The following is a 25,400-nucleotide window of genomic DNA, read 5'->3' on the forward strand; positions in this document are numbered from 1 at the left end:
CCGCGAGACGCCTTTGAGTTATGTCGCAGTGCGGATGTGGCCGGCTGCATCGCTGCGGCCCAGCAGATTGGCATAAACTTCGATCCGGCGCGGACGCCCGACCAGATAGCCCTGCATTTCATCGCATCCCTCTGATATCAGCGTCCTGAGCTGATCATTGGTCTCGACGCCTTCCGCCAGCACCGGCAGTCCAAGCCCGTGTGCGAGACCAATGACGGCGCGAACGATCGCCAGCGATCGATCGGTGCGGCCAAGACTGGCGATAAAGGACCGGTCGATCTTGATCCGGTCGAGCGGGAAGCTTTGCAGATAGGACAGCGAGGAATATCCGGTTCCGAAATCGTCCAATGCAATGCTGACGCCCAGCCTCTTGAGGCCTTTCAGCATCAGCGTCGCACGTGCAACGTTCTCGATCAGCACGCCCTCGGTAATTTCGAGTTCGAGACGCGCCGGCGGGATACCGGTTTCGCGCAGGACATCGCCTACCAATTGCTGCAGATTGCCGCGGCGGAATTGAATCGCCGAGACGTTGACGGCGACCTGCAGCGGCGCCTTCCAGCACGCGGCTTCGCGGCACGCCTCCCGCAAGACCCACTCCCCGATCTCGACGATCAGATCGGTTTCCTCGGCGATCGGGATGAACTCCGCGGGCGGAACCAGGCCGCGTTGCGGATGCATCCAGCGCACCAGCGCTTCAAATCCGATGATCTCGCCCCTGGCATGCCGCTGCGGCTGATACTCCAGATAGAGCTCGCCGTTTGCGACGGCCGATTTCAGATCGTGTTCCAGCGCCCGGCGGTCGCGCAGCTGCTGATCCATCGTGGCGGTGAAGAACCGTATCGCCCCGCGGCCTTCGTGCTTGGCGCGATAGAGCGCCGCATCTGCGTTGGCGAACAGCGACCGCGCGTCATTGCCGTCGCGGGGATAGACCGCGATCCCGATGCTGAGATCAAGCTCGAACGAATGGCCGTCGATCTCGATATCCAGGTCCAGCGCGCCGCGCAGCCGGTCGGCGAGCAGTTCCGCACTCGATGGCAGCGGATCCTGTTCGGTGATCGCGATGAATTCGTCCCCGCCGACCCGCGCCAGGAAGGCGCCCTGTGACGCCATCTGGAGACGCCGCGAAGCTTCGCGCAGCGCCGCGTCGCCCATCGAATGCCCGAACAGATCGTTGATCTGCTTGAAGCGGTCAAAATCGATGCATAGGACCGCGAAGCTTCCGCTGCGTTCCCGGGCCGCGTCGAGCACCTTCGAAAAATGACCATCCAGCGCGGCACGGTTCGGCAGATCCGTCAGTGCGTCATGCCAGGCCAGATGCAGGATCCGTTGTTCCGCGCGCTTGCGATCGGTCATGTCGAACGCCACCGCAACGCAGGCATCGCGGCCGTTGTAGCGCAGCGGACGCGCCTCGATCGCCACCTCGATTATTCTTCCATCGGCCGTGACGTGACGGCGGGTATCATGCGCCTTCTGCATGCCCTGATGCTGGCGGAACTCGTCGCGAACCTTCCTGATGTCCTCGGGAATACGCAGATTCTCGACGTTCATCGACAGCATCTGCTCGCGCGAGTAGCCGTAGTGCCGGCAGGTCGCGGCATTGACGGCCAGAAGCTCAAGCGTATTGACGTCGGCCACCCACATGGGAAGCGGATTCTCCTCGAACAACAGGCGGAACGAGGCTTCGCGACGCCTCAGATCGGTGATGTCTTCGTGCGTCGCCACCCAGCCGCGATCCGGCATCGGGCGGTGGCAAATCCGGAAAACGCGACCATTGGCCAGTTCAACAACCGAGTCGTGCTGCTCCGCGCTGACGACGAGCTGATCGCGCCAGGCGAGGTATTCCTCCTCGGTCATCGCGGGATGGCTTCCCGCCTCGAAGCGCAGATGGACGATCTCTCTGAGCGAGATACCAGGTTTGACGCTGTCCGGCGGCAAATCGTACATGTCGACATAGCGGCGGTTACACACAATGAGCCGCTGCGCACCGTCGAAGAAGCAAAGCCCTTGCGACATGTTGTTGAGCGCCGAATCGAAACGGTCGGCGATCTCGCGCGCATTGGCTTGTTCCGTAAGGGCCGCCAGCTCGGCGCTTCGCGCCCGTTCGCCTTCGACGGCGAGGTCCGCGCGCGAGGCGACGAGATTCACCAGGTCGGCGTAGTTGGTGTTGATCATCCGGATCAACAACACCACCAGCATGCAAAGATTGATGCCGATGCAAACGTGCAGTGCTTCACCCGAGATCAGCAACCGCAGCGAGATCGGGACCGCCGAAATCAGCAGCGTGAGCCGGGCGGCGCTCGGGAAACTTCCGAGGCAGTAGGCGCTTCCGACCGACCCCAGAAAGACCAGCAGCGCCAATGGCGCGCGTGAGTCCGCCTCGACGTTGTCGAACAGCACCAGGGTCCAGACCGCGAAGACGGCGTTGAGCGCGGACGCCAGGATGCGGGTCTTGAACAGATGCTTGAGCGCCTGTTCGGCCGTCGGCACCACCTTCCGCAGCTTGATCCAGTAGATCATCCTGATCACGCTGACGAGCAGCAGCGCACCCGGCACGCCAAAGCGGAACCAGAGCGGCAGCGTGGCCGGCAAGACATAGGAGACGCTGACGCTCTCGACGATCAGCACGGCATAGAGGACGGGAATTTGGCTCGTCAGAATGCGGAACTGCTCGATGAGCAACGCACCGCCCGCCGGCGTCGCGGCGCTGCCGATGTAAAACCACCGTCGAAGATACCTGCGAATATTCATCAGGGCGCCATACCGATTGTCGGCAAGGCTAGCTGCGGGAAGGAAATTGCGCGTAAAAAACCTTGGTAAAGGGTGAGCTTAAAATCGTCGGAAATCAGCGCAGTTCCAACGCGCTGCGGTGTCCGTCAGGCGGTGAACCTGGCCGGTACTAATACGGACCGGAAATGCCGAATCTATGCCGCCGGCCTTGCAGCCGTTCTGAGCATCATCGTCCCACGACGACGGACGGCTGCTTCACGCGGCCAGCGTCAGATCGCCGATGGCAAGACGCCTCGCCGCGCGCTCGGCTTCGCGGGCATTGCGGAACAGCTGGCCTTCCAGCTGGTCGAAACGACGAGAGGCCGCGAAGAAGCGGTACCCGCCGGGGCCACGCACGACGATCCCGGCGGTCTGCGAACCGACTTCGATAATGTAGGATCCGACATATTTTCCAGCCTCGATGGCATTCCGCGCAAATAACGGAGCGCCTGCCGAAATGTTCCTCAGCCCGGAAGGCGCGCCCACACGGAAACGTCATCGACGATTGTCTGGCGAATCAGCGCCCGGCAAGGTCGGTCCAATACGGATTCGTGGGAAAAACGGCCCCTCCGCAGGCTTGACCTGCGACAAAGTCGCCGCCAGTGTTCCCCGCGAATCCAGTGATTTGCGACAAACAGGCCGGAGAACGGACATGGTATCGAAATTGGCGGTTACGACGCTTCTGGCCCTCGCGATTTGCGCACCGGTCCAGCAGGCCGTGGCGCAGGATGCGATCGGCGGCGCGATCGTCGGTGGCGTGCTTGGCGGTGTCGTCGGCGGCGCCCTCGGTGGACGCGGCGGTGCGGCGGCAGGCGCCATCATCGGCGCCGGCACGGGAGCTGCGATTGCATCCCAGGGCGAGCCGCGCCCGGGCGGCTACCGCTATTACAACAACGGCTGCTATGTGGAGCAGCCCGGCGGCTGGGTCGCCGTTTCGCCGCGTTATTGCGGCATGGAAGCGCAATACGTCGCGCCGCCGCCGCAGCAGTATTATGACGATACGCCGCGCTGCATGCGCTCGCGGAGCTATGATCCGCGCCGCGGCACGTTCATCGGCCGTGACGGCTACGAGCGTCCCTGCCCGTAAGACTCAAGTCGAAATTGGAGCCCCCTCACGCTTGATGGCTTGAGGGTGGCCCTGCTCGTCGATCGAGACGTAGGTAAAATTGCCGTCGGTCACCAGGATCGACTGCCGGTCCTCGCGGCGCAGCGACCAAGCCTCGAGATGGACCGTGATCGAGGTCCGGCCGATCCGGACCAGATTGGCGTGCACCGAGACGAGGTCGCCGACATAGACGGCCTTGCGAAAATTCATCGCATCGATTGCAACCGTGACGGTGCGGGAATTCGCAATCTTGGAAGCGAACACGCCGCCGCCGATATCCATCTGGCTGAGCAGCCAGCCGCCAAAGATGTCGCCGTTGGCGTTGGTGTCGGCCGGCATCGCCAGCGTGCGGATGCAGAGATCGCCGCGCGGCTCGGTTTCGGTGCTCAACGGGGCATGCGTCTCGGTCACTTGAAATTCTCCCAGCCGGCATCGGGGGTGAACCTGCCGCCGAATTTTTCGGTCAGCGCCCACAATGTCGAGACCACATTGTCCACGCCGCGGGTACGGGCATAATTCAGCGGGCCGCCGCGGAACGGCGCATAACCGGTGCCGAAGATGACAGCGCCGTCGACCACATCGGCATTGTCGACGATGCCCTCGTGCAGGCAGGCGACGCAGACATTCGACATCGGCAGCATCAACCGATCGATCATTTCGGCCGATGGCTCCGTCGTGGAAGGCGCGGCCGACGAGGTGTCCGCCTTGCCGTCCTTCCAGACGTAAAATCCCTTGCCGGACTTGCGGCCGAGTTCGCCCTTGGCGACTTTTTCGCGCAGCCACGCAGGCGTCGGCGGCAGGGCGTCGCCGAACTTCGAGCGCAGCATGTCGCCGACGTCGAGGCAGATGTCGAGACCAACCTGGTCGGCGAGTTCGATCGGGCCCATCGGCATGCCGAACTTTTTCGCCGCAGCGTCGATGACGGATTTGTCGATCTTCTCGTCGAGCATCACCATCGCTTCCAGCATGTAGGGTGTCAGCGCACGGTTGACGAGGAAGCCCGGCGAAGACTTGACCGGCAGCGGCAGGCGGTCGATGGCGCCGACGAACGCCAGCGCCTCCTTCAGGAGTTGCGCATCGGTGCCGTCGTGGCTGACCACTTCGACGAGTTGCAACCGTGATACCGGGTTGAAGAAATGCAGGCCGAGCAGCCGCTCCGGCTTTTGCAGACTGGTGCGCAGATCCTGCAACGGTATGCTCGACGTGTTGGTGGCAAGGATCGCGCCGGGCTTCATGATGGGCTCGAGCCCGGCATAAACCTTCTGCTTCAGCGCCAGCTTTTCCGGCACCGCCTCGATGATGAGATCGGCGCTGCGGACACCCTCGCCGCCCATGTCGGGCATCAATCGATCCAGCGCATCGCGCACGCTAGTGCGCTTGCGCAGGATCTTGCCGAACAAGTCAGACGCGCGCTTGATCGCGCCGGCGATCGGTTCGGGCTTCATGTCGGCCAGCGTCACCCGCATATCCTGACCTGCACACCAGGCCGCGATATCGCCGCCCATCGCACCGGCGCCGATGACATGAACGTGGTTGATCTTGTTGCCGCTGCCGGCGAGCTTCTTCATCTGCTCGCGCAGGAAGAACACCCGGATCAGGTTCTGCGCTGTCGGCGTCACCATCAATTTGGCGAACGAGGACTGCTCGGCGCGCAGCATGCCGTATCTGTCACCGCCGTACCGTTCCCAGAGATCGATCAACGCATAGGGCGCGGGGTAATGTTCCTGCGGTGCCGCCTTGGCCGCCTCGCCGCGCATCCGCGAGGCGAGGAGTTTGCGCACCGGCTCCCAGTTCAGGACCGAGGTGAGCACGCCGGGTGCAGCGCGCTTCAGCCGCCCGAACACGGCATCCTTCACCGCGCTGCGGACGTGCCGCTCCTGCGTCACCGCGTCGACCAGACCCAGCGATTTGGCCTTGCGGGCGTCGATGGTCTTGCCGGTCAGCATCAATGGCATCGACTGCATCGGATTGACGAGCTGCGTGAAACGCACGGTGCCGCCGAGACCGGGATGCAGGCCGAGCATCACCTCGGGAAAGCCGAAGCGCGCATCATCGATCGCGATCCGCATCTGGCAGGCCAGCGCAACCTCCAGGCCACCGCCGAGACAGAAGCCGTGGATCACGGCGACCGTCGGCAAGCGCAGCGCCTCGAGCCGGTCGATCACCTTATGCGCCCGGCCGATTTCGGTCTCGACGGCCAACACATCGCTTGCGCCGCGAAACGCGTTGACATCAGCGCCGGCGATGAAGCCGGATGTTTTCGCAGAGCGGATCACGAGGCCCGCAGGCCGTGCGCTTTCCAGCTCGCCAATCACCTTGTTGAGCTCTTCGATCAAATCAGCCGACAGCGTGTTGGCGCTGGCGCCTTCGCGGTCGAACAGCAGCCAGGCGATGCCATCGGAGTCGCGGGTCAGCTTGAAATTTTTGTACCCGCCCGCATCGGGTGTCGGCCCGAGTTCGAGCACGCGATCGCCGAGAACGTCCATGATCCTTGATTCCATGATCACACCGTCTCTATCAGCATCGCGCCGCCCTGCCCGCCGCCGATACATTCGGTGGCGATGCCGCGCCGTGTACCCAACCGCTTCATGGCATTGACGAGATGCAGCACGATGCGGTTGCCGCTGCAGCCGACGGGATGGCCGAGGCTGATCGCGCCGCCATCGACATTCATTTTGGTCTGGTCGATGGCACCGGCCGCACCATCGAGGCCCAGAATCTCCCTGCAGAACTTTTCGTCGTTCCAGGCTGCAAGACAGCCCAGCACCTGGGTCGCAAAGGCCTCGTTCAATTCCCAGGTTTCGATATCGCCGAGCGTCAACTCGTTGCGCTTCAACAGTTCAGTCGCCGACATCACCGGACCGAGGCCCATGATCGAGGGATCCAGCGCCGACCATTGGCTGTCGAGGATGACGGCCTTCGGCGTCAGGCCATGCTTGGCAACGGCTTTCTCGGAAGCGAGGATCACCCAGGACGCGCCGTCGGTGATCTGCGAGGAATTGCCGGCGGTGACCTTGCCCCAGGGCCGTTCGAACACCGGCTTCAGTTTTGCCAATGTCTCGGCCGTGGAATCCGGCCGCACGCCGTCGTCATGGTCATAGAATTTGCCGTCGCGGGCAAAGGCGGTTTCGACCTCGCCCTTCAGCCAGCCCTGGCTCTGGGCATGGGCGAGCCGCTTGTGGCTCTCGGCGGCATAGGCATCGGATTGCGCGCGGGTGATGCCGAAGAGATGCCCGACCACCTCGGCGGTCTGGCCCATGTTGAGGTCGGTGATCGGATCCGTCAGCCCGCGTTCGAGGCCGATGATCGGTTTGAAATAAGACGGCCGCACCTTGAGCGCGGCCATGATCCTGGCGCCGATACCCCGGGCACCGGCAAGGCCGGCGAACCAGCGCACGCCCTGTTGCGGCCACACCAGCGGCGCGTGGCTCAGCGCCTCGGCTCCGCCGGCCAGGATCAGGTCGGAGACGCCCTCGCGGATGTAGCGGTAGCCCGTGTCGATCGACTGCATGCCGGAGCCGCAATTGATCTGCACGGTGAAGGCGACCATTTTTTCGCCCATGCCGAGCCGCAGCGCTGCGACCCGCGCCGGGTTCATCTCGTCGGCAATGACGTTGACGCAGCCCAAAATCACCTGATCGAAGGCAGTGGGCGCAAAGGGCTGCCGGGCCAATAGCGGCCGGCCGCATTGCACCGCGAGATCGACCGGGGTGAAGGGCCCGGGGCCGGAGCGCGCTTTCAGGAACGGCGTCCGGCTGCCGTCGACAATAAAAACCGGTCGCGCCATCAGCTCGCCGCCCTCTGCTCACCCAATTCCTGGAAGAATTGATGCACGTCGGCGGCTTTCCTGTAAATCGGCGACAGCGCCTCCGGCGCAAAATCGTCGACCTCGATCACTTTTGCAACAGCTTCATGCGCAGCCGCCAGCTTTTCGCCCTCGGATTGGGTGATGACGCCCTTCTGCACCGCCTCTTTCCAGTCATGCAGCCGCGCGGCGTGTAGTTGCTTCGCGGCGCCCTCTGCGGCCGTCACCAGCAGGAACGCTTTTTCCAAGCGGGCAACGCCGCGATCGTCATCGACGTGTGACAAATCGGCCGTCAGCCGGTCACGCGCCGCCGATGGCGACAGCACCAGCTGTGCACAGAGATGGACGACCCGGTCTGATGGCCCGACCACCCGCGCCCCGAACGGCTGGATCAGGAATTTCAGGATGATTGCGACGAAGCGATTGGGCAGATTATTGAGGATTTCGGCAAAGCGGTTTTCGATGGTCTTGAAGCCGCTCGCCATGCACCATTCCAGTGCGGCGAAATCGGCTTGCTGGCGGCCTTCGTCCTGCCAGCGTTTCAGTGCCGCCGAGAGCAGATAGAGCTCGGAGAGGATATCGCCAAAGCGCGCGGAGAGCATTTCCTTGCGCTTGAGCGCGCCGCCCAAGGTCAACAGCGCCATGTCGGCGCAGAGCGCGAACGCCGACGCGTAGCGCGAGAGCTGGCGATAGAATTTGGTCGCATCGCCTGCGTCCGGCGCCGGCGCGAACATGCCACCGGTCCAGTTTCGACCCCAGGCGCGGAACATGGTCTTGAAGCTGTGGCCGACGTGACTCCAGAACGCCTTGTCGAAAGCATCCAGCCCCTTGGCGCGGTCTTGCTCGCCGAGCGCGTTCATCTCGTCGAGCAGATAGGGATGGGCGCGGATCGCGCCCTGCCCGAACACGATCAGATTACGGGTCAGGATGTTGGCGCCCTCGACGGTGATGCCGACCGGCACCGAGCGATAGAGATGGCCCAAATAATTCTGCGGGCCGTCAATGACCGCCTTGCCGCCGTGGATGTCCATGGCGTCGTCGATCGCGATCCGCATCCGTTCGGTGGCGTGCAGCTTCATGATGCCGGAAATGACCGCGGGATGATGACCCTGGTTGAGCGCCGCACAGGTCAGCCGCCGCGCGGCGTCGAGCAAGTAGGCCGTGCCGGCGATGCGCGCCAGCGGCTCCTCGATGCCTTCGAATTTTGAGATGGAGATGCCGAACTGTTCGCGGATGCGGGCATAGGCGCCGGAGGTGCGCGCGGCATAGGCGGCGCCCGCGGCCGACAGTGACGGCAGCGAGATGCCGCGGCCGGCGGCGAGCGCCGTCATCAGCATTTTCCAGCCCTGGCCGAGCCGCTCCTGGCCGCCGATGATGTAATCCATCGGGATAAAGACATCGCGCCCCCAGTTCGGGCCGTTCTGGAACACCTGCATCGCCGGCAGATGGCGCTTGCCGATTTCGACGCCCGGAAGATGCGTCGGGATCAGCGCCACGGTGATGCCGAGCTCTTCCTGCGAGCTCACCAGATGATCGGGGTCGTAGGCCTTGAAGGCGAGGCCGAGCAGCGTCGCGACCGGGCCGAGCGTGATATAGCGCTTGTGCCAGTTGAGGCGCAGCCCCAGCACTTCGCGGTCTTCGAACTGACCCTTGCAGATGATGCCCGTGTCGATCATCGAGGCGGCGTCGGAGCCGGCTTCCGGACTGGTCAGTCCGAAGCAGGGAATGTCGCGGCCATCGGCCAGCCGCGGCAGCCATTGCAGCTGCTGTTCTTTTGTGCCGAAGCGCATCAAGAGTTCGCCGGGCCCAAGCGAGTTCGGCACCATCACGGTGACGGCGGCGGTGAGCGAACGCGACGACAGTTTTCGCACCACCTCGGAATGCGCATAAGGCGAGAAGCCGAGGCCGCCATACTCTTTGGGAATGATCATGCCGAAGAATTTGTGGCGCTTGATGAAGGCCCACGCCTCCGGCGGCAGGTCGCGCCATTCCCAATTGATCTTCCAGTCGTCGAGCATCGCGCAGAGTTCATCGACCGGACCGTGCAGGAAGGCTTCTTCTTCGGCCGTCAGCGTCGCCGGCGCGTAGCCAAGCAATTTCGACCAGTCGGGATTGCCGGTGAAGAGATCGGCGTCCCACCAGACGTCGCCGGCCTCCAGCGCCGCGCGCTCGGTGTCGGACATCGACGGCAACACGCCGCGGGCCCAGGAGAAAATCGGCTTGGTGATGAAATCGCGGCGGAAGCTCATGGCGGTCCTCATGGATCGGCGGCGCGGAAGGCTATTTTAGCGGATGATGCGGGGTTTGGGTGAACACTTCGCCTTGAAAATAGGGCGAAATTGACGCGGACGGGCGGCGGGAGATAACGGCTGTGGGGCGTGTCAGTTCCGGGAGTCTGATTGTGTACCGCTGGCCTTCTTGATCCCTCCCACACTGCCACCCCATACTAGCTGTCATCACCCGCGCAGGCGGGTGATCCAGTACGCCGCGGCCTCTCGGTGTAGCATCGACGTCTCTGGGATACTGGGTCACCCGCCTGCGCGGGTGACGACACTGGATGTGTGTCTTCGTTCTCGCGACGCATTGCGCCCGAAGCTTTGCAAATCGCTTCGCCCTTCAACTCAGAGGGCGCAGGGAATGCCGGATGCGCGCTGCACCCGCGGTCTCGTGTGCGATTGTGCTAAGAAAGCTGCACACGAGCATACAGGGCAGCGGAGAGCATCCGACATTCCCTGCGCAATGGCTTTACGGCTTATGACGCGCTCTCCCCGGTGAGACGGCCTCTATTGCCACCGTCGCCCCTCGGAAGCGTTAGCTCCCTTAAGGCTTAACGCCGTTACGGGCGCCAGGACCACACGCTTTCGCCGTACGCTTCAGCCGCGACCGTCAATCGCAACTGTTACGTCCACCGCGACCCGCCCCTCGTCGTGACGATGGCCAACGCCCTCTGAGTGGGACGGGATGGCTATTGATGTGCAGGTGATTTGGGGTCGAAGGAAAGCGAAATATTTTCGATTTACAGAAATTTAGGTCTTGACACGATTTACGTAAATCAGAATTGATTTGCCCGTCGGGTCAATTTGTCGCGGAAAAGCGCAAGACCATGCGGCAATGATGAGCGCGCGCGGCGGACCACCGATGAAGGGGTGCGCAGGTGATCAATCCTAAACCTAAGTATCATCGTCCCAAACGAATGTAAGGCCCTGCTGAACGTCTGTGCAATGGTCCGATCCGTTTCTCTGCGATTGGCTGTCGTTCGACGGCGCTATGCCGTTCGAACTGAGCGCTGGGCGGAGTAACGACCACAAACCTGCAAGCAGGAAGGGAAGCACTGCCATGGACGTCATCATCGAGAAGATCAACGGCTTGTGGCACCTCATCGTCGGGTCGTGTCAAATCCGGACTCCGTTCCTGGAGACACAGCATCGCTCGCTGGTCGTTGCGTACGCCCGCCAGGTCTACCCGGGCGCCAAGATCCACGAACGCGACTGAGCACTCACGAAGGTCAAGAACTCATAGGGCTGAGCGGCAGGCGTAGTCCACCCGACGGGCTATTCGATCACCTCGTCGGCACGTCCGATCAGCGCCAGCGGTATGTTCAAGCCTAGCACCTTTGCGGTTTTTAGATTGATTATCAATTCGGCCCTCGTGGTCTGCTGGACGGGCAGGTCAGCCGGCTTTTCGCCCTTAAGAATACGGCCGGCATAGAGACCGACCAAACGAAACCCCTCCGTCAGATTTCCACCGTAGCTCAAAACGCCGCCAGCTTCCGCGAAATCGCGATACTGATAGATCGCCGGCACCCGATGGCGCAACGCCAATGTAGCAAGTTGCTGCCTTCGTCCGGTGAAGAATGAATCAACGGCGATCACGAGCGCATTTGCCCGAAGTTGAGCCATTTTTTCAAAGACCGCATCGAACTCAGGTTCTGTGCCGGCACTCAGGATGTGCAATTGTAATCCAAGGATATCGGCCGCAGCTTGGACCTCTCTCGTGGTAGAGGCCATAAGGGCAGGATTGGTCGGGTTAATTAAGAGAGCCATGGCAGTCGCCGTAGGGATCAACTCGTGCATTAATTCCAACCGCTTCGGGGCAAGTTCGCCAGCTAACGAAGTCGTGCCGGTTACGTTGCCCCCCGGTTTGTTCAGGCTTGCAACTAGTCCAAGTGCAACCGGGTCGCCGGCTGTGAAGATGACGATTGGAATTGTTGATGTCGCCGCCTTTGCGGCCAATGCCCCGGGAGTTGTGGCTGGAGCGACAATCACGCTCACTTCACGATGGACCAGCTCGGCGGCCAAGGTAGGCAACCGGTTATTCTGACCCTCAGCCCAACGATATTCTACACGTACGTTCTGGCCCTCGGTGTAGCCGAGTTCGCCCAGGCCGCGGCGGAAACTGCGCAGAGCGCTCTCAGATACGGCGGGAGATTCGCTGCCCAGAAATCCAATCACCGGCAGGAATGGTTGCTGTGCCCATGCCATAAATGGGCACGCTGACGCCGCAGCACCGACAAAGGCTATAAATTTCCGCCGGTCCATGCTGCCTCCTTACCAAGAAAGCAGGCGCATCTTATCGCTGAATCCGGCCCATCGATAGAGGCTCGAGCGCCTACCGCAGCGCATATCCTGGTCGAAATCTTTACGCGTCAATCGCAGGCGGTGACGATCGTTCGACATCACGGTCATCGACGTTCGAGCCGCAAGCGGCGGATTACGCCGGAGCCTGTCATCGGGCCGCGCTTCGCGCGGACCCGTTGTGCTCAATCCACCCTGTACCTTTGCTGGCGTTCGGCGCTGGTCTAACAGTGTAGACTGGTCGCACGGGCCTATCTACCGGGAGCCGCCCAATCCGCCTGTGCCGAGAGCACCCACGTAGGATCTGCGCCCCGGTAGAGCGGCCGCGGTCCGTCACCGTAATTCCCGAAGGCGCCGCTGGACGGCCGGGTTTTGGCTATTAGTATAGGCGCGGGAAAACGAGGGGAAGCCAATGCTTTTCAAGAGATTTCGAAGGGCCGTTGAACCCAGTCCCAGCAAATGGAAGCGAATAGAGGAAACACCGATACCGTTGAGCCTCGGTCGGATTTGGCTCGTTGATATTGATGGCAATATCACCCGCGCGATGGCGTTTACCTGGCCGATCCTCAAACGCCGCGAGCCGCGCAAATATCGGTTCTGGATGTCTCGCGAGCCTCACGCGCGAGAACCTGCGGCTGAAGCTATTGCGGCACTCAGAGCGCTTAGAGCCAAATAGGCCGGAGCACGTGGCTAAAACGAGTGCCCGATAAGGGCGGGTCTGGCTTCGGGTGCGCCACGTCTTCGATCGTTACGACAAGGCAAGCGATGGCGCTAGAAGGCAGGGTCGGGACGGAGCTGTATTACTTGGGCGCAGGGCCTTCGCTCGTCCCGGCCCCGTGAGCGCCGGACGAGACGATCAATCCGGCCGGATCATCTCGAACATGTTTTCCGGCTTGATCTCGAAATAGTCGCCGCTGCGGCCGGCGCGGACGATCGGGCGGGCCAGCGCGGTCTGGTAGACGCCGTCCTTGATCATGGCCTTGTCGATGTGGACGGCGACGACTTCGCCGAGCGTCAGCCAGGCCTGCGCCTTGTCGCCATTGGCGCCCTGCAACTGGATGATCTGCGTCAGGCGGCATTCGAACGCGACCGGACTTTCGGCGACGCGGGGCACGTTGACGAGCTTGCCGGGTACCGCCGTGAGGCCGGCGATGTTGAACTCGCTGACGTCGCGGGCGACGTGGGCCGCGGTGGCGTTCATCTGCTGCGCCAGGTCCATGGTGGCGAGATTCCAGACGAACTCCCTGGTCTCCTGGATGTTGGCGGCGCTGTCCTTCCAGTTGGTGGAGGAGAAGCCGATGATCGGCGGCTTGTAGCAGAACGCGTTGAAGAAGCTGTAGGGCGCCAGATTGACGTTGCCATTGGTATCGCGCGACGAAATCCACCCGATCGGGCGCGGCGCGATGATGGCGTTGAAGGGGTCGTGCTTGAGGCCGTGGCCCTTGGCGGGTTCGTAAAAATGCAGGTCTTTGGGGCTCTTGGCGTCCATTTTCCGGTGTTTCCTTCAATCGCAGGGGCGGCAAAGCGTAGCGCGCCCACCAGCTTTATTGAAGTAACAATGGTGGGCATGGCGCATGCGCGCCCGAAGCAACCCGGGCTCGGAGCTATTGCGCCTTGCCGCGCGGAGCCATGCTGGCGAGGATGAAATCGATCATCCGGTCGATGGTCGGCCCCGGCTTGTTGGCGCATTGGGCGATCATTTGCGGGTGGAAGAAGCGGATCATACCGGTGCAGCAGCACAACGCCGCTTGCTCCAGATCATCGACCTCGAATTCGCCGGTCGCCACGCCCTGCGCAATCACGCTGCCCATCGTCTGGGTGATCAACATGATATGGGCGTTGCAGACCTCCCAGTCCTCCTCCATCGCGATCGCGACCATCTCGTGCAACTTGGAATCGCCGACATAGCGTTCCGAATTCATGCGGTGGACGGTTTTCATCAGTTCGCGCAACCGGGGCGCGGCCGGACCGGGCCGGTCCGCGATCCGCTGCGCCTCGACCTCGACCTCGCCCATCAGGGCGCGGGCGACGCCTTCGTGGATCGCCTTCTTCGAATCGAAGAAGCGATAGACGTTGGCCGGGCTCATCCGCAGTTCTTTGGCGATGTCGGCCACCGTCGTCTTCTGGTAGCCGATCTGCCGGAACAGACGCTCCGCCACCACGAGAATCCGTTCCCGCGTGTCAGTTTCGATGTGTTCAGCAATCAGCGTCATGTCAGAACCAATGTTCAATTATTCCGCCGCGTCGGCAAGCGGAAATGCGAGTGGAGACGTGCTCAGCTCCTTGGCGGCATGTTGCGGCGCAAGATCGGGCTGCTTGGTTTGGCCGCTTTCTTCCAGGCTCTTGCGGAACCAGAGCGCGTAGAGGCCCGGCAGGTACAGCAAGGTCAGGAAGGTTGCAACGAACAAACCGCCCATGATGGTGATCGCCATCGGTCCCCAGAAGGCCGAACGCGACAGCGGAATCATGGCCAGGATGGCGGCCAGCGCCGTCAGGATCACGGGGCGAGCCCGCCGCACGGTGGCTTCGACGATGGCTTCCTTGCGCGTCATGCCATGGGAGACGTCGGTCTCGATCTGGTCGACCAGAATGACCGCGTTGCGCATGATCATGCCGGCCAGCGCGATCAGCCCGAGCAGCGCCACGAAGCCGAACGGCTGGCCCGCGATGTTGAGGCCGAGCGAGGCGCCGACGATGCCGAGCGGCGCCGTCAGGAACACCAGGATCAGGCGCGAGAAGCTCTGCAGCTGAATCATCAGCAGCGTCAGCATGACAAGCGCCATCAGCGGAAACAGCACGGCGATCGAGGCGTTGCCCTTGGCGGATTCCTCGAACGCGCCGCCCGGCTCGATCCGGTAGGCCGGCTCGAGGCTGTCGCGGATTTGGCTCAGCTTCGGCCAGATCTGATTGGTGACGTCGGGCGCCTGCACGCCGTCGGCGACGTCGGTGCGCACGGTGATCGCCATGTCGCGGTTACGCCGCCACAGGATCGGCTCCTCATGGGCGTATTCGATCTTTGCAATTTGCTGCAGCGGCACGGCTACCCCATTACGTGACGTCACGGTGAGGTCGCCGACATGGCCGAGATCGAGCCGCTCGGAGGGCACGGCGCGGGCGACCACGCCGACCTTCTCGATGCCGTCGCGGATGGTCGTGACCGGCGCACCAGAGATCAGCATGCTGAGCGCCTGCGAGACGTCCTGCGGGGTAAGACCCAGCGCGCGCGCCCGATCCTGATCGACCACGAGCTTGAGGTAGGGCGACTGCTCGTTCCAGTCGAGCTGCGGCTCCAGCGCATTCGGATTCTGCCGCATCACGTCGCGCACCTGATAGGCGATGTCGCGGACCTTGTTGGGGTCGGGGCCGATCACGCGGAACTGGACCGGGAAGCCGACCGGCGGACCGAAATTGAAGCGGTCGATGCGCACGCGCGCCTCGGAGAGGTCGCCGCCGGCGACCGCCTTCTCCAGCCGCGCCTTGATGCGCTCGCGGGCATCGACGTCCTTGGAGACGATCACGATTTCCGCGAAGGCCTCGTTCGGCAGTTGCGGGTTGAGGCCGAGCCAGAACCGCGGCGAACCCTGGCCGACATAGGAGGTGTAGGTCGCGATGTCCTTGTCGTCCTTGAGCAGCGCCTCGGCCTTCTTCACCGACTTCTCGGTGACGTTGAAGGCGGTGCCTTCGGGCAGGCGCAGCTGCAAGAACAGCTCGGGGCGCTCCGACAGCGGGAAGAACTGCTGCTGGACGTTGCCGAAGCCGACGATCGAGAGCGCGAACACGGCGACGGTTGCCACCACCACCTTGATACGATGGTCGACGCACCACTGCACCATGCTGCGCAGGATGCGATAGACGCGGGTCTCATAGACCGCGTGCGGATCGTGGTTGTGGTGGACCTTGATGTTCGGCAGCAGCTTGACGCCGATATAGGGCGTGAAGATCACGGCGACGAACCAGGACGCCACCAGCGAAATCGCCACGATCCAGAAGATGCCGCCGGCATATTCGCCGACCGCGGAATTGGCAAAGCCGATGGGGAGGAAGCCAGCGGCCGTGACCAGCGTCCCCGTGAGCATCGGAAACGCAGTAGATTCCCAGGCAAAGGACGCCGCGCGGACGCGGTCCCAGCCCTGCTCCATCTTCACCACCATCATCTCGACCGCGATGATGGCGTCGTCGACGAGCAGGCCGAGCGCGATGATCAGCGCGCCCAATGTAATACGGTGCAGATCGATCGACATCGCGTTCATGACGATGAAGACGATCGCCAGCACCAGCGGCACCGACATCGCCACCACAATGCCGGTTCGCCAGCCAAGCGCGAGGAACGAGACGAACAGCACGATCGCCAGCGCCTCGACGAAGGAGTGCACGAACTCGCCGACGGCGCGCTCGACCACCTTGGGCTGGTCGGCGATCTGCTCGACATTGATGCCCTGCGGCACCGCCTTCATGAAGTCATTGGTCGCGTTCTCGACTTCCTTGCCGAGTTCGAGGATGTTGGCGCCCTTGGCGGTGACCACGCCGATACCGAGCGCGGGCTTGCCTTCCTGGCGCGCCTTGAAGGTCGGCGGATCGACGAAGCCGTGGGTGACGGTGGCGATATCGCCCAGGCGGAAAATCCGGCCGTTGCTCTCGACCGGCGTCTCGGCGACCGCCTTGGCGCCGTCGAGCGCGCCGGTGACGCGCAGCGGCACGCGCTGCGAGGAGGTTTCCACCGTGCCGGCCGGCGTGACGTTGTTCTGCTTGGCCAGCGAATCAAACAGCGCCTGCGGTGTGACGCCGATCGTCGCCAGCTTGGCGTGCGAGAATTCGACGAAGATGCGCTCGTCCTGGGCGCCGTAGAGATTGACCTTGGTGACGCCGGGCACCTTCAGCAGCCGCTGGCGCATGCCTTCGGCCGCCTTCTTCAGCTGCGCATAATCGGCGCCGTCGCCGGTCATCATATAGAGGATGGAATCGACGTCGCTGAATTCGTCATTGACGTTGGGGCCGAGCAGGCCCGCCGGCAACTGGCCCTGCACGTCGGCGAGCTTCTTGCGTAGCAAATAGAACAGATACGGCACTTGCGCCGGCGGCGTCGAATCCTTGAACGTGACCTGCATCGCGGTGAACGCGGGCTTCGAATAGGTCTGCACCTTCTCGAAGTAAGGCAGCTCCTGCAGCTTCTTCTCGATGGGATCGGCGACCTGGGTCTGCATCTCCTGCGCCGTGGCGCCCGGCCAGATCGCGGAGACGTTGACCACCTTCACGGTGAAGAACGGATCCTCGGCGCGGCCAAGCCGCTCGTAGGAGAAGAAGCCGGCCACACCCAGCGCGATCATCAGGAACAGGATCAGCGTCGGATGGCTTACCGCCCAGCCCGACAGATTGAAGCGCTTCATCTCACTCTCCAACGTATTCCGTTGTTACCGACCGCGGATCAGAACGACAGCGACGAGACGACCCGCACCTTCTGGGCCGGATCGAGCTTCTGCACGCCGAGCGCGACAACCTTGGCGCCTTCAGGCACGCCGCCGGTGATGACGACGGAATTGCTCTCGTAGGATTTCACGACGACCGGCTTCAGCGTCACGGCGCCGGCATCGTCCACGATGTAGAGCGAGGGATTGCCGCCCTGGCTGTACAGCGCCGACAGCGGCAGCTTCGCGACGTTCTCGGTGGCGGGGTCGGACAGCGTCAACGTTGCGGTCATGCCGAGCGACACGCTGTCGCCGGCGCCGGGCAGCGAGAACTTTGCCAGATAGGTGCGCGTTGCCGGATCCGCCGTCGGCGCGATCTCGCGCAGTTTTGCGACGTATTTCTTGTTGGCGTCCGACCACAGCGTGACGGAGGCGGCACCATCCTTGGCGCGGCCCACCAGGGTTTCCGGGATCGCGACCACGGCTTCCTTTTCGGCAAAGCGCGCGACACGAACCGCGGTCTGGCCGGAGGCGACCACCTGGCCGGCATCGATGAGGGTCGCGGTGACGACACCGCGCGTATCGGCGACCAGCGTCGCATAAGAAAGAGAGTTCTTGGTCAGTTCGACCGAACGCTCGGCACGATAGAAGCGCGCGCGGGCCTCATCGGCGGCGGCGCGGCTCTGATCCATTTGCGCGTCCGTGGTCCAGCCCTTGGCGCGCAGATCCTTGGCGCGCTGCTCGGACGCGGAGGCCTGCGCCAGCACGCCGGTCGCGGCGCGATATTCCGCCTCGGACTGCTCGGCCTGCAGCTTCAGATCAACTTCATCGAGGGTGGCGAGCGGCTGGCCGACATCAACGGTCTGGCCGACCTCCACGAGGCGCTTTGCGACCTTGCCCGGGACCCGGAAACCCATATCGGTCTCGATCCGGGGCCTGATGGTGCCAACAAAACTGCGTTCCGGCGTTTCCGCCTCATAATGCACGGTGGCGACCAGAACCGGACGCCCGGGAGCGGCCTTTTCAGCCGCCTTTTCATTGCAGCCGGTCAACGAAAACACCGCCAACGCCAGCATCGCTCCGGTCAAGAGCCTGTAATAGCTGGAAAAAATGGAACGGGCGAACATCGGTTTCTCCATCGGCTACATGCTGATGAAGATTATTGAGTGTTCACTGACGAATGTCAATATTCGTCATTGAACACCAATTCGTGAGTTGATGAGTCATTAAGGGGCCAAATCTCCCGTCGCCCCGGCCTTGAGCCGGGGCCCATAGCCACCGATGGCCGTTTTGCGAAAGCCGTGACAGCGTGCCCCTTACAATGGCCGCGGCGTATGGGCCCCCCGATGCGCAATTGCGCATCTGTGCTCAAGGCCGGGGCGACGAAATAGATGTAGCCCGGATGAAGCGCAGCGAAATCCGGGGCCGCTCGCAAACCCAGAGAGTTTCCCGGATTGCGCTGCGCTCATCCGGGCTACGGGCTTACTTCGCGCGGGCGCCCTACTCCGCCAGTTGAAACCGCTCGAAGCGATGCAGCTCTTCCTCGATGTGGCGCTTGAGCTCCTTGCGCGGAGCCTTCGCGGCACCCTTGCCGACCCAGTTCCATTTCTGCATCAGCAATTTCTTTTCCTTGCGGTCGGTCTTCAGATCGATCGCGGCTACGATGTCTTCGCCGACCAGGACCGGCAGCGCGAAATAACCGAACAGGCGCTTTTCCTTCGGTACATAGGCCTCGAAACGATGGCCGTAATCGAAGAACAGTTCGGTGCGCTTGCGCTGGATGATCAGGGGATCGAACGGCGAGAGGATATGCACCAGGCCGCCATCGCCCTCGCCCGCGGGCTGCTCCAGCGTCTCTGCCCGCGCCCAATGTTCCTGCTTGCCCGCGCCTTCGAGTTCTATCGCCACCATCTCCTTGCGGCGGACCCGCGCCTCGATCAGGCGGCGGACCGCGGCCTTGTTCGGCGCATCGAGATGGCAGATCGAATCGAGGCTGACGAGTCCCTGCGCGCGCAAGGCGCGGTCGAGCAGATAGGAGGTCGTCTCCAGGTTCGATGCCGGCTTCGGCGGTCTGTCCCAGCCGAAATGCCGCGTCATCAGCTCATATGTCTTCAGCATGCCGGTGCGTTCAGAGATCGTGACCGCGCCGGTATAGAACGCCAGCTGCAGCGCGCGTTTGGACGGCTTGCGGCTCGCCCACAGATGCTCCTTCTCGGTCAGCACGTCGTCCTCGATGTCGCGGATGGTCAGTGCGCCATCGCGTTTGAGCAGCCGCATCACCTTGCGGGTGTCGGCGGGACTGACGGACGCGAACCATTTATGGCCCTCGCGCTTGTGCAGCTTCATGCCCGGCACGAAGAAGCGAAAATCTTTCGACGGCACATAGGACAGCGCATGGGTCCAGTATTCGAACACGCTCTTGTCGACGCTCTGGGCCTGCCGCAGGTCCGCGCGGCGATAATTGGGAATGCGGCTGAAGAGAATGTGGTGGTGGCAGCGCTCGATCACGTTGATGGTGTCGATCTGCACATAGCCGAGATGTTCCACCGCGGCGGCAGTGGCCGCTGGCCCCTCGCCGAACGGGTCAGGCGTATCGAGCCGCTGGGCACGCAGCCAGATTCGCCGGGCCTCGGTCTTGGTCAGGGGGTGGGGTTTTGTCGCGCGGGGCATCGCCCGGCAATGTAGTCGGATTCGCTCATTGGAGAAGTCCCGGATCTGGGAGCGAAATCAGCGTTTCCGCCGGTCCGGGACGCTACCGGTTGCGATATCCGCCTCGCAGGACGCCTTGCCATGGTCCGGGGCGCGGCATTTGTAGACGCTGCCGGTCAGACGATCGACCAGCCACGCGCTCTCTTCGGTCGGACCTTCGAAGGCGGTATAGCGGGTGCCAAGCGCGTTGATGAACGTCGACAGCAGGATCGCCGCCGCGATCAGCGCCGCGCCGATCAAGGTCGGCATCGTACTTGCCGAACCCGTGAGCTCCGGTGGAACGTTACGATAATTTTGATACTCACGCTGCCGCTTAACCGATTGAAACACCCGCCCGCCTGCTCTTGCTTGCCCAAACTTTTTCTTCGATTTCTTTTGGGATTTTCTCGTGGAGAATTTTGCTAGGTCCCCATCTTGCCGATTTGTTGTTCGCAGATCGGCGCTGACGCGACGGCATTGCGACCAGCAAACAGCAAAGAAGAAGCCGGGAAGCGGCGCGGGTTCGCTGATACCTGCAACACGAACGTAATCGCGCTTTGGATCATTGCGGGCGTCTCGCAAGCGCTCTTTACAGGCGTCGCAGGGAACACCAGTGATCCAGATCACACAGAGTAGCGAAGCGACCCCATATCAACGGAAACTGGCCGCTTTCAACGTGACCTAGATCACATTAGCCTATTTGAACCTGTCTTATCTTCGCAGCATCAAACCGCCAACCAGCCAATATGGCAGGCGTAACAGTAAGGAAGACGACAATGACCCGCTCTAATGGATTTTCCATCCTGACATTCGGCGTCGCGCTGTCGATGACGGCGGGCGTGGCGTTTGCCGGCGAGACCGTCTCGGCAGACAAGATCCTGAACGCGCTGAAGCCGACGTCGGCGACCCGCAGCCTCTCGCTCGGCCCGCAGGTCAACACCGCCGCCCAGGCCAAGGAAGCCAGCTTCGTCGACACGCTGCGCAATCGCAAAACCCGGTCGCTCTCGCTCGGCGAGCGCCAGGAAATTGCCGAACTCGCCGCGACCAAGCCGAAGATCGATCTCGAAATCCGCTTCGACTACAATTCGGCCGACATCAGCAAGAGTTCGATGTCGGCGGTGCAGGAACTCGGCAAGGCGCTTTCGGACGCCAGCCTGAAGGGTTCGACCTTCGTGGTTGCCGGTCATACCGACGCGGTCGGCAGCGACGGATACAACCAGGACCTCTCCGAGCGCCGCGCCGATACGATCAAGAAGTTTCTCACCGAGCAATACGGCCTCAACGCCTCCGACCTCGTGACCGTCGGCTACGGCGAGACCAAGCCGAAGGATCCGAACGCGCCGATGGACCCGGTCAACCGCCGCGTCCAGGTCGTCAACATGGATACCAAGACCGCGTCGAAGTGACGTGATGCGATTTGATCCGCCTGCCGGAAACGGCAGGCGGATTTCGTTTGCCTCATCCGCACACGTCATCCTGAGGTGCGAGCCTTGCGGTGCACTTGCACCGCTGGGCGAGCCTCGAAGGATGGGCCGCGGGCGCTTCTCATCCTTCGAGGCGCGCAAGAGCGCGCCTACGGGTGAACGCAATTGCGTTCATCCCGGGGATGACGCGAGAAAGTGCGAGCGGGCTCGCTTCAACCCAAGCCTATCCCGCTCTATATCCAGTTCTGGAAAATCATCAGGCGGTTGAACGTCGCCATCGATGTTTCCACGAACGCGGCCGAGATCGGCAGCATCGCGGCGAAGCCCGCCGCTCCGACCGCGACAAAGCCCCATAGCAGCCAGCGTGGCGTGCCGCCGCGGCGGAGCGCGTAGACCAGCACGAAGCTCGCGGTGGTCGCGGCCGGCAGATAATAGTAGATGAAGCCGAGCGTTCGCGGCAGCAACGCCCAGGCGAGATACGGGCCGACATAGAAAGCCAGCACCAGAAACGCATCCGCTCGCCGCGTCACGATCCAGTCACGCAGGCAAACCAATAGCGCGATCAGCGCCGGCCACAGGATCAGGGGATTGCCGAGAAAGACCACGGCCGAGATCCTGTCGTCGCCGACCTTGTCGAACAGATACCAGACCGGGCGCACCAGGAACGGCCAGGACGGCCACGAACTCATGTAGGTGTGGCCCGCGATCGCGGTCGTCGTGTTGTCGCTGAAGATCCGCCGTTGCGCCTCGATGATATCAGGGACCGACAGGCCGTAGAGCGGGACGAAGGTCGAGAGATAGGCCAGCGCCGGCATCAGCAGGAAGCACGCCGCGAGATGCCAGGCCTTGAAATCGGGCCACAGGTCGGGCCGGTACCAGTCATCTTCATTGCCGTCGGCAAATTGCGTACGCCAGCTTTGCAACAGGCGGATCACCGCCACGATGACCACGCAGACCGCGAGCACGAACAGCCCGCTCCATTTACAGCCGATCGCAAAACCGGAGCATAGCCCGGTCAATGCGAACCACAAATGCGGCCGCTGCTGCCGGAAGCCGTACATGAACGCGGCGATGGCGAACAGGCTGAAAGTCAGTGCGAAAATATCCAGCATCGCGATCCGCGATTGCACGAACAGCATCTGATTGAAAAAGGCGAGCAGGCTCGCGGCGATGGCCGGCCCTTGCGCCGCAAACAATGCGAGGCCGCACAGATAGACCGCGACGATGGCGAGTGCGCCGGACAGCACCGCCGGATAGCGCCAGCCCAGCGGCACGTCGCCGAAGGTGTGGATCGACAGCGCGATGAATTGCTTGGCCAGCGGCGGATGCATCGGGTTGAGCATCGGCTGCGGCATCACGGGAAGAAGCATCTGCCGCGCCGCCGGCACGTAATGCACTTCGTCGAAGTAGAACTTTTCGGGCGTGGTGATGCCGATCAGCATCGCGAAATGCGCGAAAAAAAACAGGGTACCCGCGATGATAGCGGTGCGCGCAATCGTCTGATTGGGAATAGAAGTTGGTGATTCTGGCACTGTCTTCACGAACCAAATGAAATTGCGGCAAAATTCAGTGTGGGCGGTACAGATTTTTATGTCCATCGCATTGAACGCGATTGGAATCCGGCAGCACTAACCACCGGGCTAGTAGCGCGCCGCCTGTGATAATTCTACCACATCATTTGCGTGCGCGATCCGGTACGATATCGGGATAATCGATCGGCTTTGAAATGAAATCGCGTAACTACTCTGTTTTTCTTTTTGTGCTTGGTGCAATCGCGGTGCTGGCGGCAAGTCCGCTTTCAGCACAAACGCGCGTCGGTGAAGCCGCCGTCGTCAAGAATCAAGTTCTCCGTGTTAAGGGATCGGCAACCAGCCAGCTCAATGTCGGCGACGGATTACTGCGCGACGAAATCGTGCGCACCGGCCTCGACAGCGCCGCGCGGCTGGTGATGTCCGACAGCACCAACCTTTCGCTCGGGCCGAGCGCGTCGCTCAAGCTCGACCGCACCGTGTTCGACGATGAAACCCATTATCGCGACGTCGCGATCCGCCTGACCTCCGGCGCGTTCCGCTTCGTCACCGGTAATTCGGAAAAAGCCGCCTACAAGATCACGACGCCGCTCGCGACCATCGGCGTCCGCGGCACCACGCTCGACATCCTGTCGCAGCGCGGCCAGACCGTCGTCAACTTGCGGGAAGGCCAGGCCTCGGTCTGCACCGTCAGCTTCGAATGCGTCCAGCTCACCAGTCCCGGCGATACCGCCGTCATTACCCTGAGCGGCGGCAAGACATCCATCAAGAAGACCAACAACCCGCCATGGACCTTCGCCAAGACCTGCAGCGCGGCGGCGGGGCTTTGCAGCGCGACGCAATATGCCAACGCCTCGCCGACGGTGACGCCGCCGGTCGATGACGGCGGTATGTTGTGCGGACGCTGATGATGGCAAACCGCATCAAGGGCTTCATTGTATCGGCCGCGTTGACCGCGGGGGTTTTGCTGACGCCAATGCTGATCGCGCCCGCGTCGGCGCAGTCACCGTCACCAACGTATTCGCCGTCACCAACACCAACCCCCACATATTCACCGACACCAACGCCCTCGCCGTCGCCGACTCCCATTGCGTCGCCAACGCCGACACCAACGCCGAGCCCAACCGGCGCGGATTCCAGCGCGGGATCGATCAACGACCTGGCCAAGCAGCGCTTCAACCAGATGATCACCAACCGCGTGCTCGGCACCGTGCTGCTCGGCATCAACGAGCAGGTCAATTGCGGCGATTGCGTCAGCGCCTTCGGTTCGGCGGGGTCGTTCTCGGCCGGCATTCACGGCCGCAAGAACCTGACCGCCAATCTGTCGCTGCTGGCCGGCATCGCCTACACCCATTACAGCGAAGGCGGCTACAGCGTCACGGCGGCCCCGATCGGCGCGTTCGCGCTGCGCTATGATTTCGCCGACTGGGGATCGTCGCGGCCGTTCTTCGACATCGGCGCCATCCTGACGCCCTATGAGAAGATCCGCTATCGCCGCACCTATGCGACGAGCGTAGGGGCGGTATCGCTGGACAGCCACACCACCGGCGACAATTACGGCGTCTATGGCCGCGCGGGCTGGATCAGCCGGCTGTCGCCGCGCGACGAGGTCGCCGCCTCCGTCGAGGTCTGGCAGTTGTGGCAGCGCGTGAAGGGCTATACCGATCCCGCCGCCGCGTTCAATCCGTTCGACGCCTCGATATCAGGCGGCACCGACAAGACCAACCTGGTCAAGATCGGCGGCCAGTGGACGCATCTGTTCGGCAACAATGTCGAGGCCAATATCAATGGCGGCTTCGTGCAATCGTTCGGCACGCAATCCGGCATCGTCGCCACCGTGACCGGCAACGGCACCGTGGTGCCGACGATCGGAAACCAGGGCTGGTTCGAATATGGCGGCCGCCTCGGCTTCCGCATCAGCAAAGGCTGGATCGCCGACCTCTTCGCCAACGGCACCGCCGGCCCGCAACCTGTCGGCAACACACTGCATGGCGGCGTCGGGCTGCGGATCACGTATTAGCTGACAACGTAGGGTGGGCAAAGCGCAAGCCTGCCCACGATTTACATTTGTGACTGGGATAGATGGTGGGCACGGCGCAGTTGCGCC

The 25,400-nt window shown here is 62.6% G+C and carries 19 protein-coding genes; 5 read left to right on the forward strand and 14 right to left on the reverse strand.

What is annotated here, in order from left to right; translation table 11 throughout:
* Nucleotides 1-18: 18 nt before the first annotated feature.
* The gene (locus JQ574_RS13495; protein WP_212209202.1) at nucleotides 19-2,748 is read right to left on the reverse strand and encodes a bifunctional diguanylate cyclase/phosphodiesterase; all 2,730 of its coding nucleotides are present in this window, start codon (nucleotides 2,746-2,748) and stop codon (nucleotides 19-21) included.
* Nucleotides 2,749-2,982: 234 nt separating this feature from the next.
* Complete coding sequence (locus JQ574_RS13500; protein ID WP_212383619.1) at nucleotides 2,983-3,189, reverse strand: hypothetical protein; 207 nt, start codon at nucleotides 3,187-3,189, stop codon at nucleotides 2,983-2,985.
* Nucleotides 3,190-3,418: 229 nt separating this feature from the next.
* On the opposite strand from JQ574_RS13500, the gene JQ574_RS13505 reads away from it, so the two are divergent.
* On the forward strand, nucleotides 3,419-3,853 hold the full coding sequence (locus tag JQ574_RS13505; protein ID WP_212209200.1) for a BA14K family protein: 435 nt from the start codon (nucleotides 3,419-3,421) through the stop codon (nucleotides 3,851-3,853).
* Between the two features lie 3 nt (nucleotides 3,854-3,856).
* Here the strand turns inward: JQ574_RS13505 and JQ574_RS13510 are convergent, their stop codons facing one another.
* The 4 genes from JQ574_RS13510 to JQ574_RS13525 are packed head-to-tail and all read right to left on the reverse strand — an operon-like array spanning nucleotide 3,857 to nucleotide 9,925.
* A complete protein-coding gene (locus tag JQ574_RS13510; RefSeq protein ID WP_212209199.1) occupies nucleotides 3,857-4,282 on the reverse strand; it encodes an acyl-CoA thioesterase in 426 nt (141 codons plus the stop codon).
* On the reverse strand, nucleotides 4,279-6,372 hold the full coding sequence (locus tag JQ574_RS13515) for a 3-hydroxyacyl-CoA dehydrogenase NAD-binding domain-containing protein (protein WP_212209198.1): 2,094 nt from the start codon (nucleotides 6,370-6,372) through the stop codon (nucleotides 4,279-4,281). Before JQ574_RS13515 ends, JQ574_RS13510 begins: the two co-directional genes overlap by 4 nt.
* Before the next feature lie 2 nt (nucleotides 6,373-6,374).
* On the reverse strand, nucleotides 6,375-7,658 hold the full coding sequence (locus JQ574_RS13520; protein ID WP_212209197.1) for an acetyl-CoA C-acetyltransferase: 1,284 nt from the start codon (nucleotides 7,656-7,658) through the stop codon (nucleotides 6,375-6,377).
* The gene (locus tag JQ574_RS13525) at nucleotides 7,658-9,925 is read right to left on the reverse strand and encodes an acyl-CoA dehydrogenase (protein ID WP_212209196.1); all 2,268 of its coding nucleotides are present in this window, start codon (nucleotides 9,923-9,925) and stop codon (nucleotides 7,658-7,660) included. The genes JQ574_RS13520 and JQ574_RS13525 overlap by 1 nt, the downstream gene beginning before the upstream one ends.
* Before the next feature lie 1,087 nt (nucleotides 9,926-11,012).
* On the opposite strand from JQ574_RS13525, the gene JQ574_RS13530 reads away from it, so the two are divergent.
* Nucleotides 11,013-11,168 (forward strand): hypothetical protein, encoded by a 156-nt coding sequence (locus JQ574_RS13530; RefSeq protein WP_212209195.1) that lies wholly within the window; start codon nucleotides 11,013-11,015, stop codon nucleotides 11,166-11,168.
* 59 nt (nucleotides 11,169-11,227) lie between these two features.
* Here the strand turns inward: JQ574_RS13530 and JQ574_RS13535 are convergent, their stop codons facing one another.
* From JQ574_RS13535 to JQ574_RS13565, 7 genes are all read right to left on the reverse strand, one after another.
* Nucleotides 11,228-12,214, reverse strand: coding sequence for an ABC transporter substrate-binding protein (locus JQ574_RS13535; protein ID WP_212209194.1), 987 nt, complete (start codon nucleotides 12,212-12,214; stop codon nucleotides 11,228-11,230).
* Between the two features lie 892 nt (nucleotides 12,215-13,106).
* Nucleotides 13,107-13,739 (reverse strand): flavin reductase family protein, encoded by a 633-nt coding sequence (locus JQ574_RS13540; RefSeq protein ID WP_212209193.1) that lies wholly within the window; start codon nucleotides 13,737-13,739, stop codon nucleotides 13,107-13,109.
* Between the two features lie 115 nt (nucleotides 13,740-13,854).
* Nucleotides 13,855-14,463: a TetR/AcrR family transcriptional regulator gene (locus JQ574_RS13545; protein WP_212209288.1), complete on the reverse strand. Its 609-nt coding sequence runs from the start codon at nucleotides 14,461-14,463 to the stop codon at nucleotides 13,855-13,857.
* Between the two features lie 18 nt (nucleotides 14,464-14,481).
* Complete coding sequence (locus JQ574_RS13550) at nucleotides 14,482-17,634, reverse strand: efflux RND transporter permease subunit (protein WP_212209192.1); 3,153 nt, start codon at nucleotides 17,632-17,634, stop codon at nucleotides 14,482-14,484.
* Between the two features lie 38 nt (nucleotides 17,635-17,672).
* Nucleotides 17,673-18,779, reverse strand: coding sequence for an efflux RND transporter periplasmic adaptor subunit (locus JQ574_RS13555; RefSeq protein WP_212209191.1), 1,107 nt, complete (start codon nucleotides 18,777-18,779; stop codon nucleotides 17,673-17,675).
* A gap of 373 nt (nucleotides 18,780-19,152) precedes the next feature.
* Nucleotides 19,153-20,322 (reverse strand): winged helix-turn-helix domain-containing protein, encoded by a 1,170-nt coding sequence (locus tag JQ574_RS13560; protein WP_212383596.1) that lies wholly within the window; start codon nucleotides 20,320-20,322, stop codon nucleotides 19,153-19,155.
* Between the two features lie 57 nt (nucleotides 20,323-20,379).
* Nucleotides 20,380-20,610: a hypothetical protein gene (locus JQ574_RS13565; protein ID WP_212209189.1), complete on the reverse strand. Its 231-nt coding sequence runs from the start codon at nucleotides 20,608-20,610 to the stop codon at nucleotides 20,380-20,382.
* Between the two features lie 506 nt (nucleotides 20,611-21,116).
* Between JQ574_RS13565 and JQ574_RS13570 the strand changes: the two genes are divergently transcribed.
* Nucleotides 21,117-21,746 (forward strand): OmpA family protein, encoded by a 630-nt coding sequence (locus JQ574_RS13570; protein ID WP_212209187.1) that lies wholly within the window; start codon nucleotides 21,117-21,119, stop codon nucleotides 21,744-21,746.
* Nucleotides 21,747-21,997: 251 nt separating this feature from the next.
* On the opposite strand, the gene JQ574_RS13575 is transcribed toward JQ574_RS13570, so the two are convergent.
* Nucleotides 21,998-23,206, reverse strand: coding sequence for a phospholipid carrier-dependent glycosyltransferase (locus tag JQ574_RS13575; protein WP_409363403.1), 1,209 nt, complete (start codon nucleotides 23,204-23,206; stop codon nucleotides 21,998-22,000).
* A gap of 284 nt (nucleotides 23,207-23,490) precedes the next feature.
* Here JQ574_RS13575 and JQ574_RS13580 point away from each other — a divergent pair, with 284 nt between their 5' ends.
* Together JQ574_RS13580 and JQ574_RS13585 are read left to right on the forward strand one after the other, a co-directional pair.
* A complete protein-coding gene (locus JQ574_RS13580) occupies nucleotides 23,491-24,201 on the forward strand; it encodes a FecR domain-containing protein (RefSeq protein ID WP_212209185.1) in 711 nt (236 codons plus the stop codon).
* Complete coding sequence (locus tag JQ574_RS13585; RefSeq protein WP_249119319.1) at nucleotides 24,201-25,313, forward strand: hypothetical protein; 1,113 nt, start codon at nucleotides 24,201-24,203, stop codon at nucleotides 25,311-25,313. Before JQ574_RS13580 ends, JQ574_RS13585 begins: the two co-directional genes overlap by 1 nt.
* The last annotated feature ends 87 nt before the right edge of the window (nucleotides 25,314-25,400 follow it).

Origin of the sequence: Bradyrhizobium sp. AUGA SZCCT0158, from assembly GCF_018130065.1 — a bacterium.
In the GTDB taxonomy this organism is placed as follows: domain Bacteria; phylum Pseudomonadota; class Alphaproteobacteria; order Rhizobiales; family Xanthobacteraceae; genus Bradyrhizobium.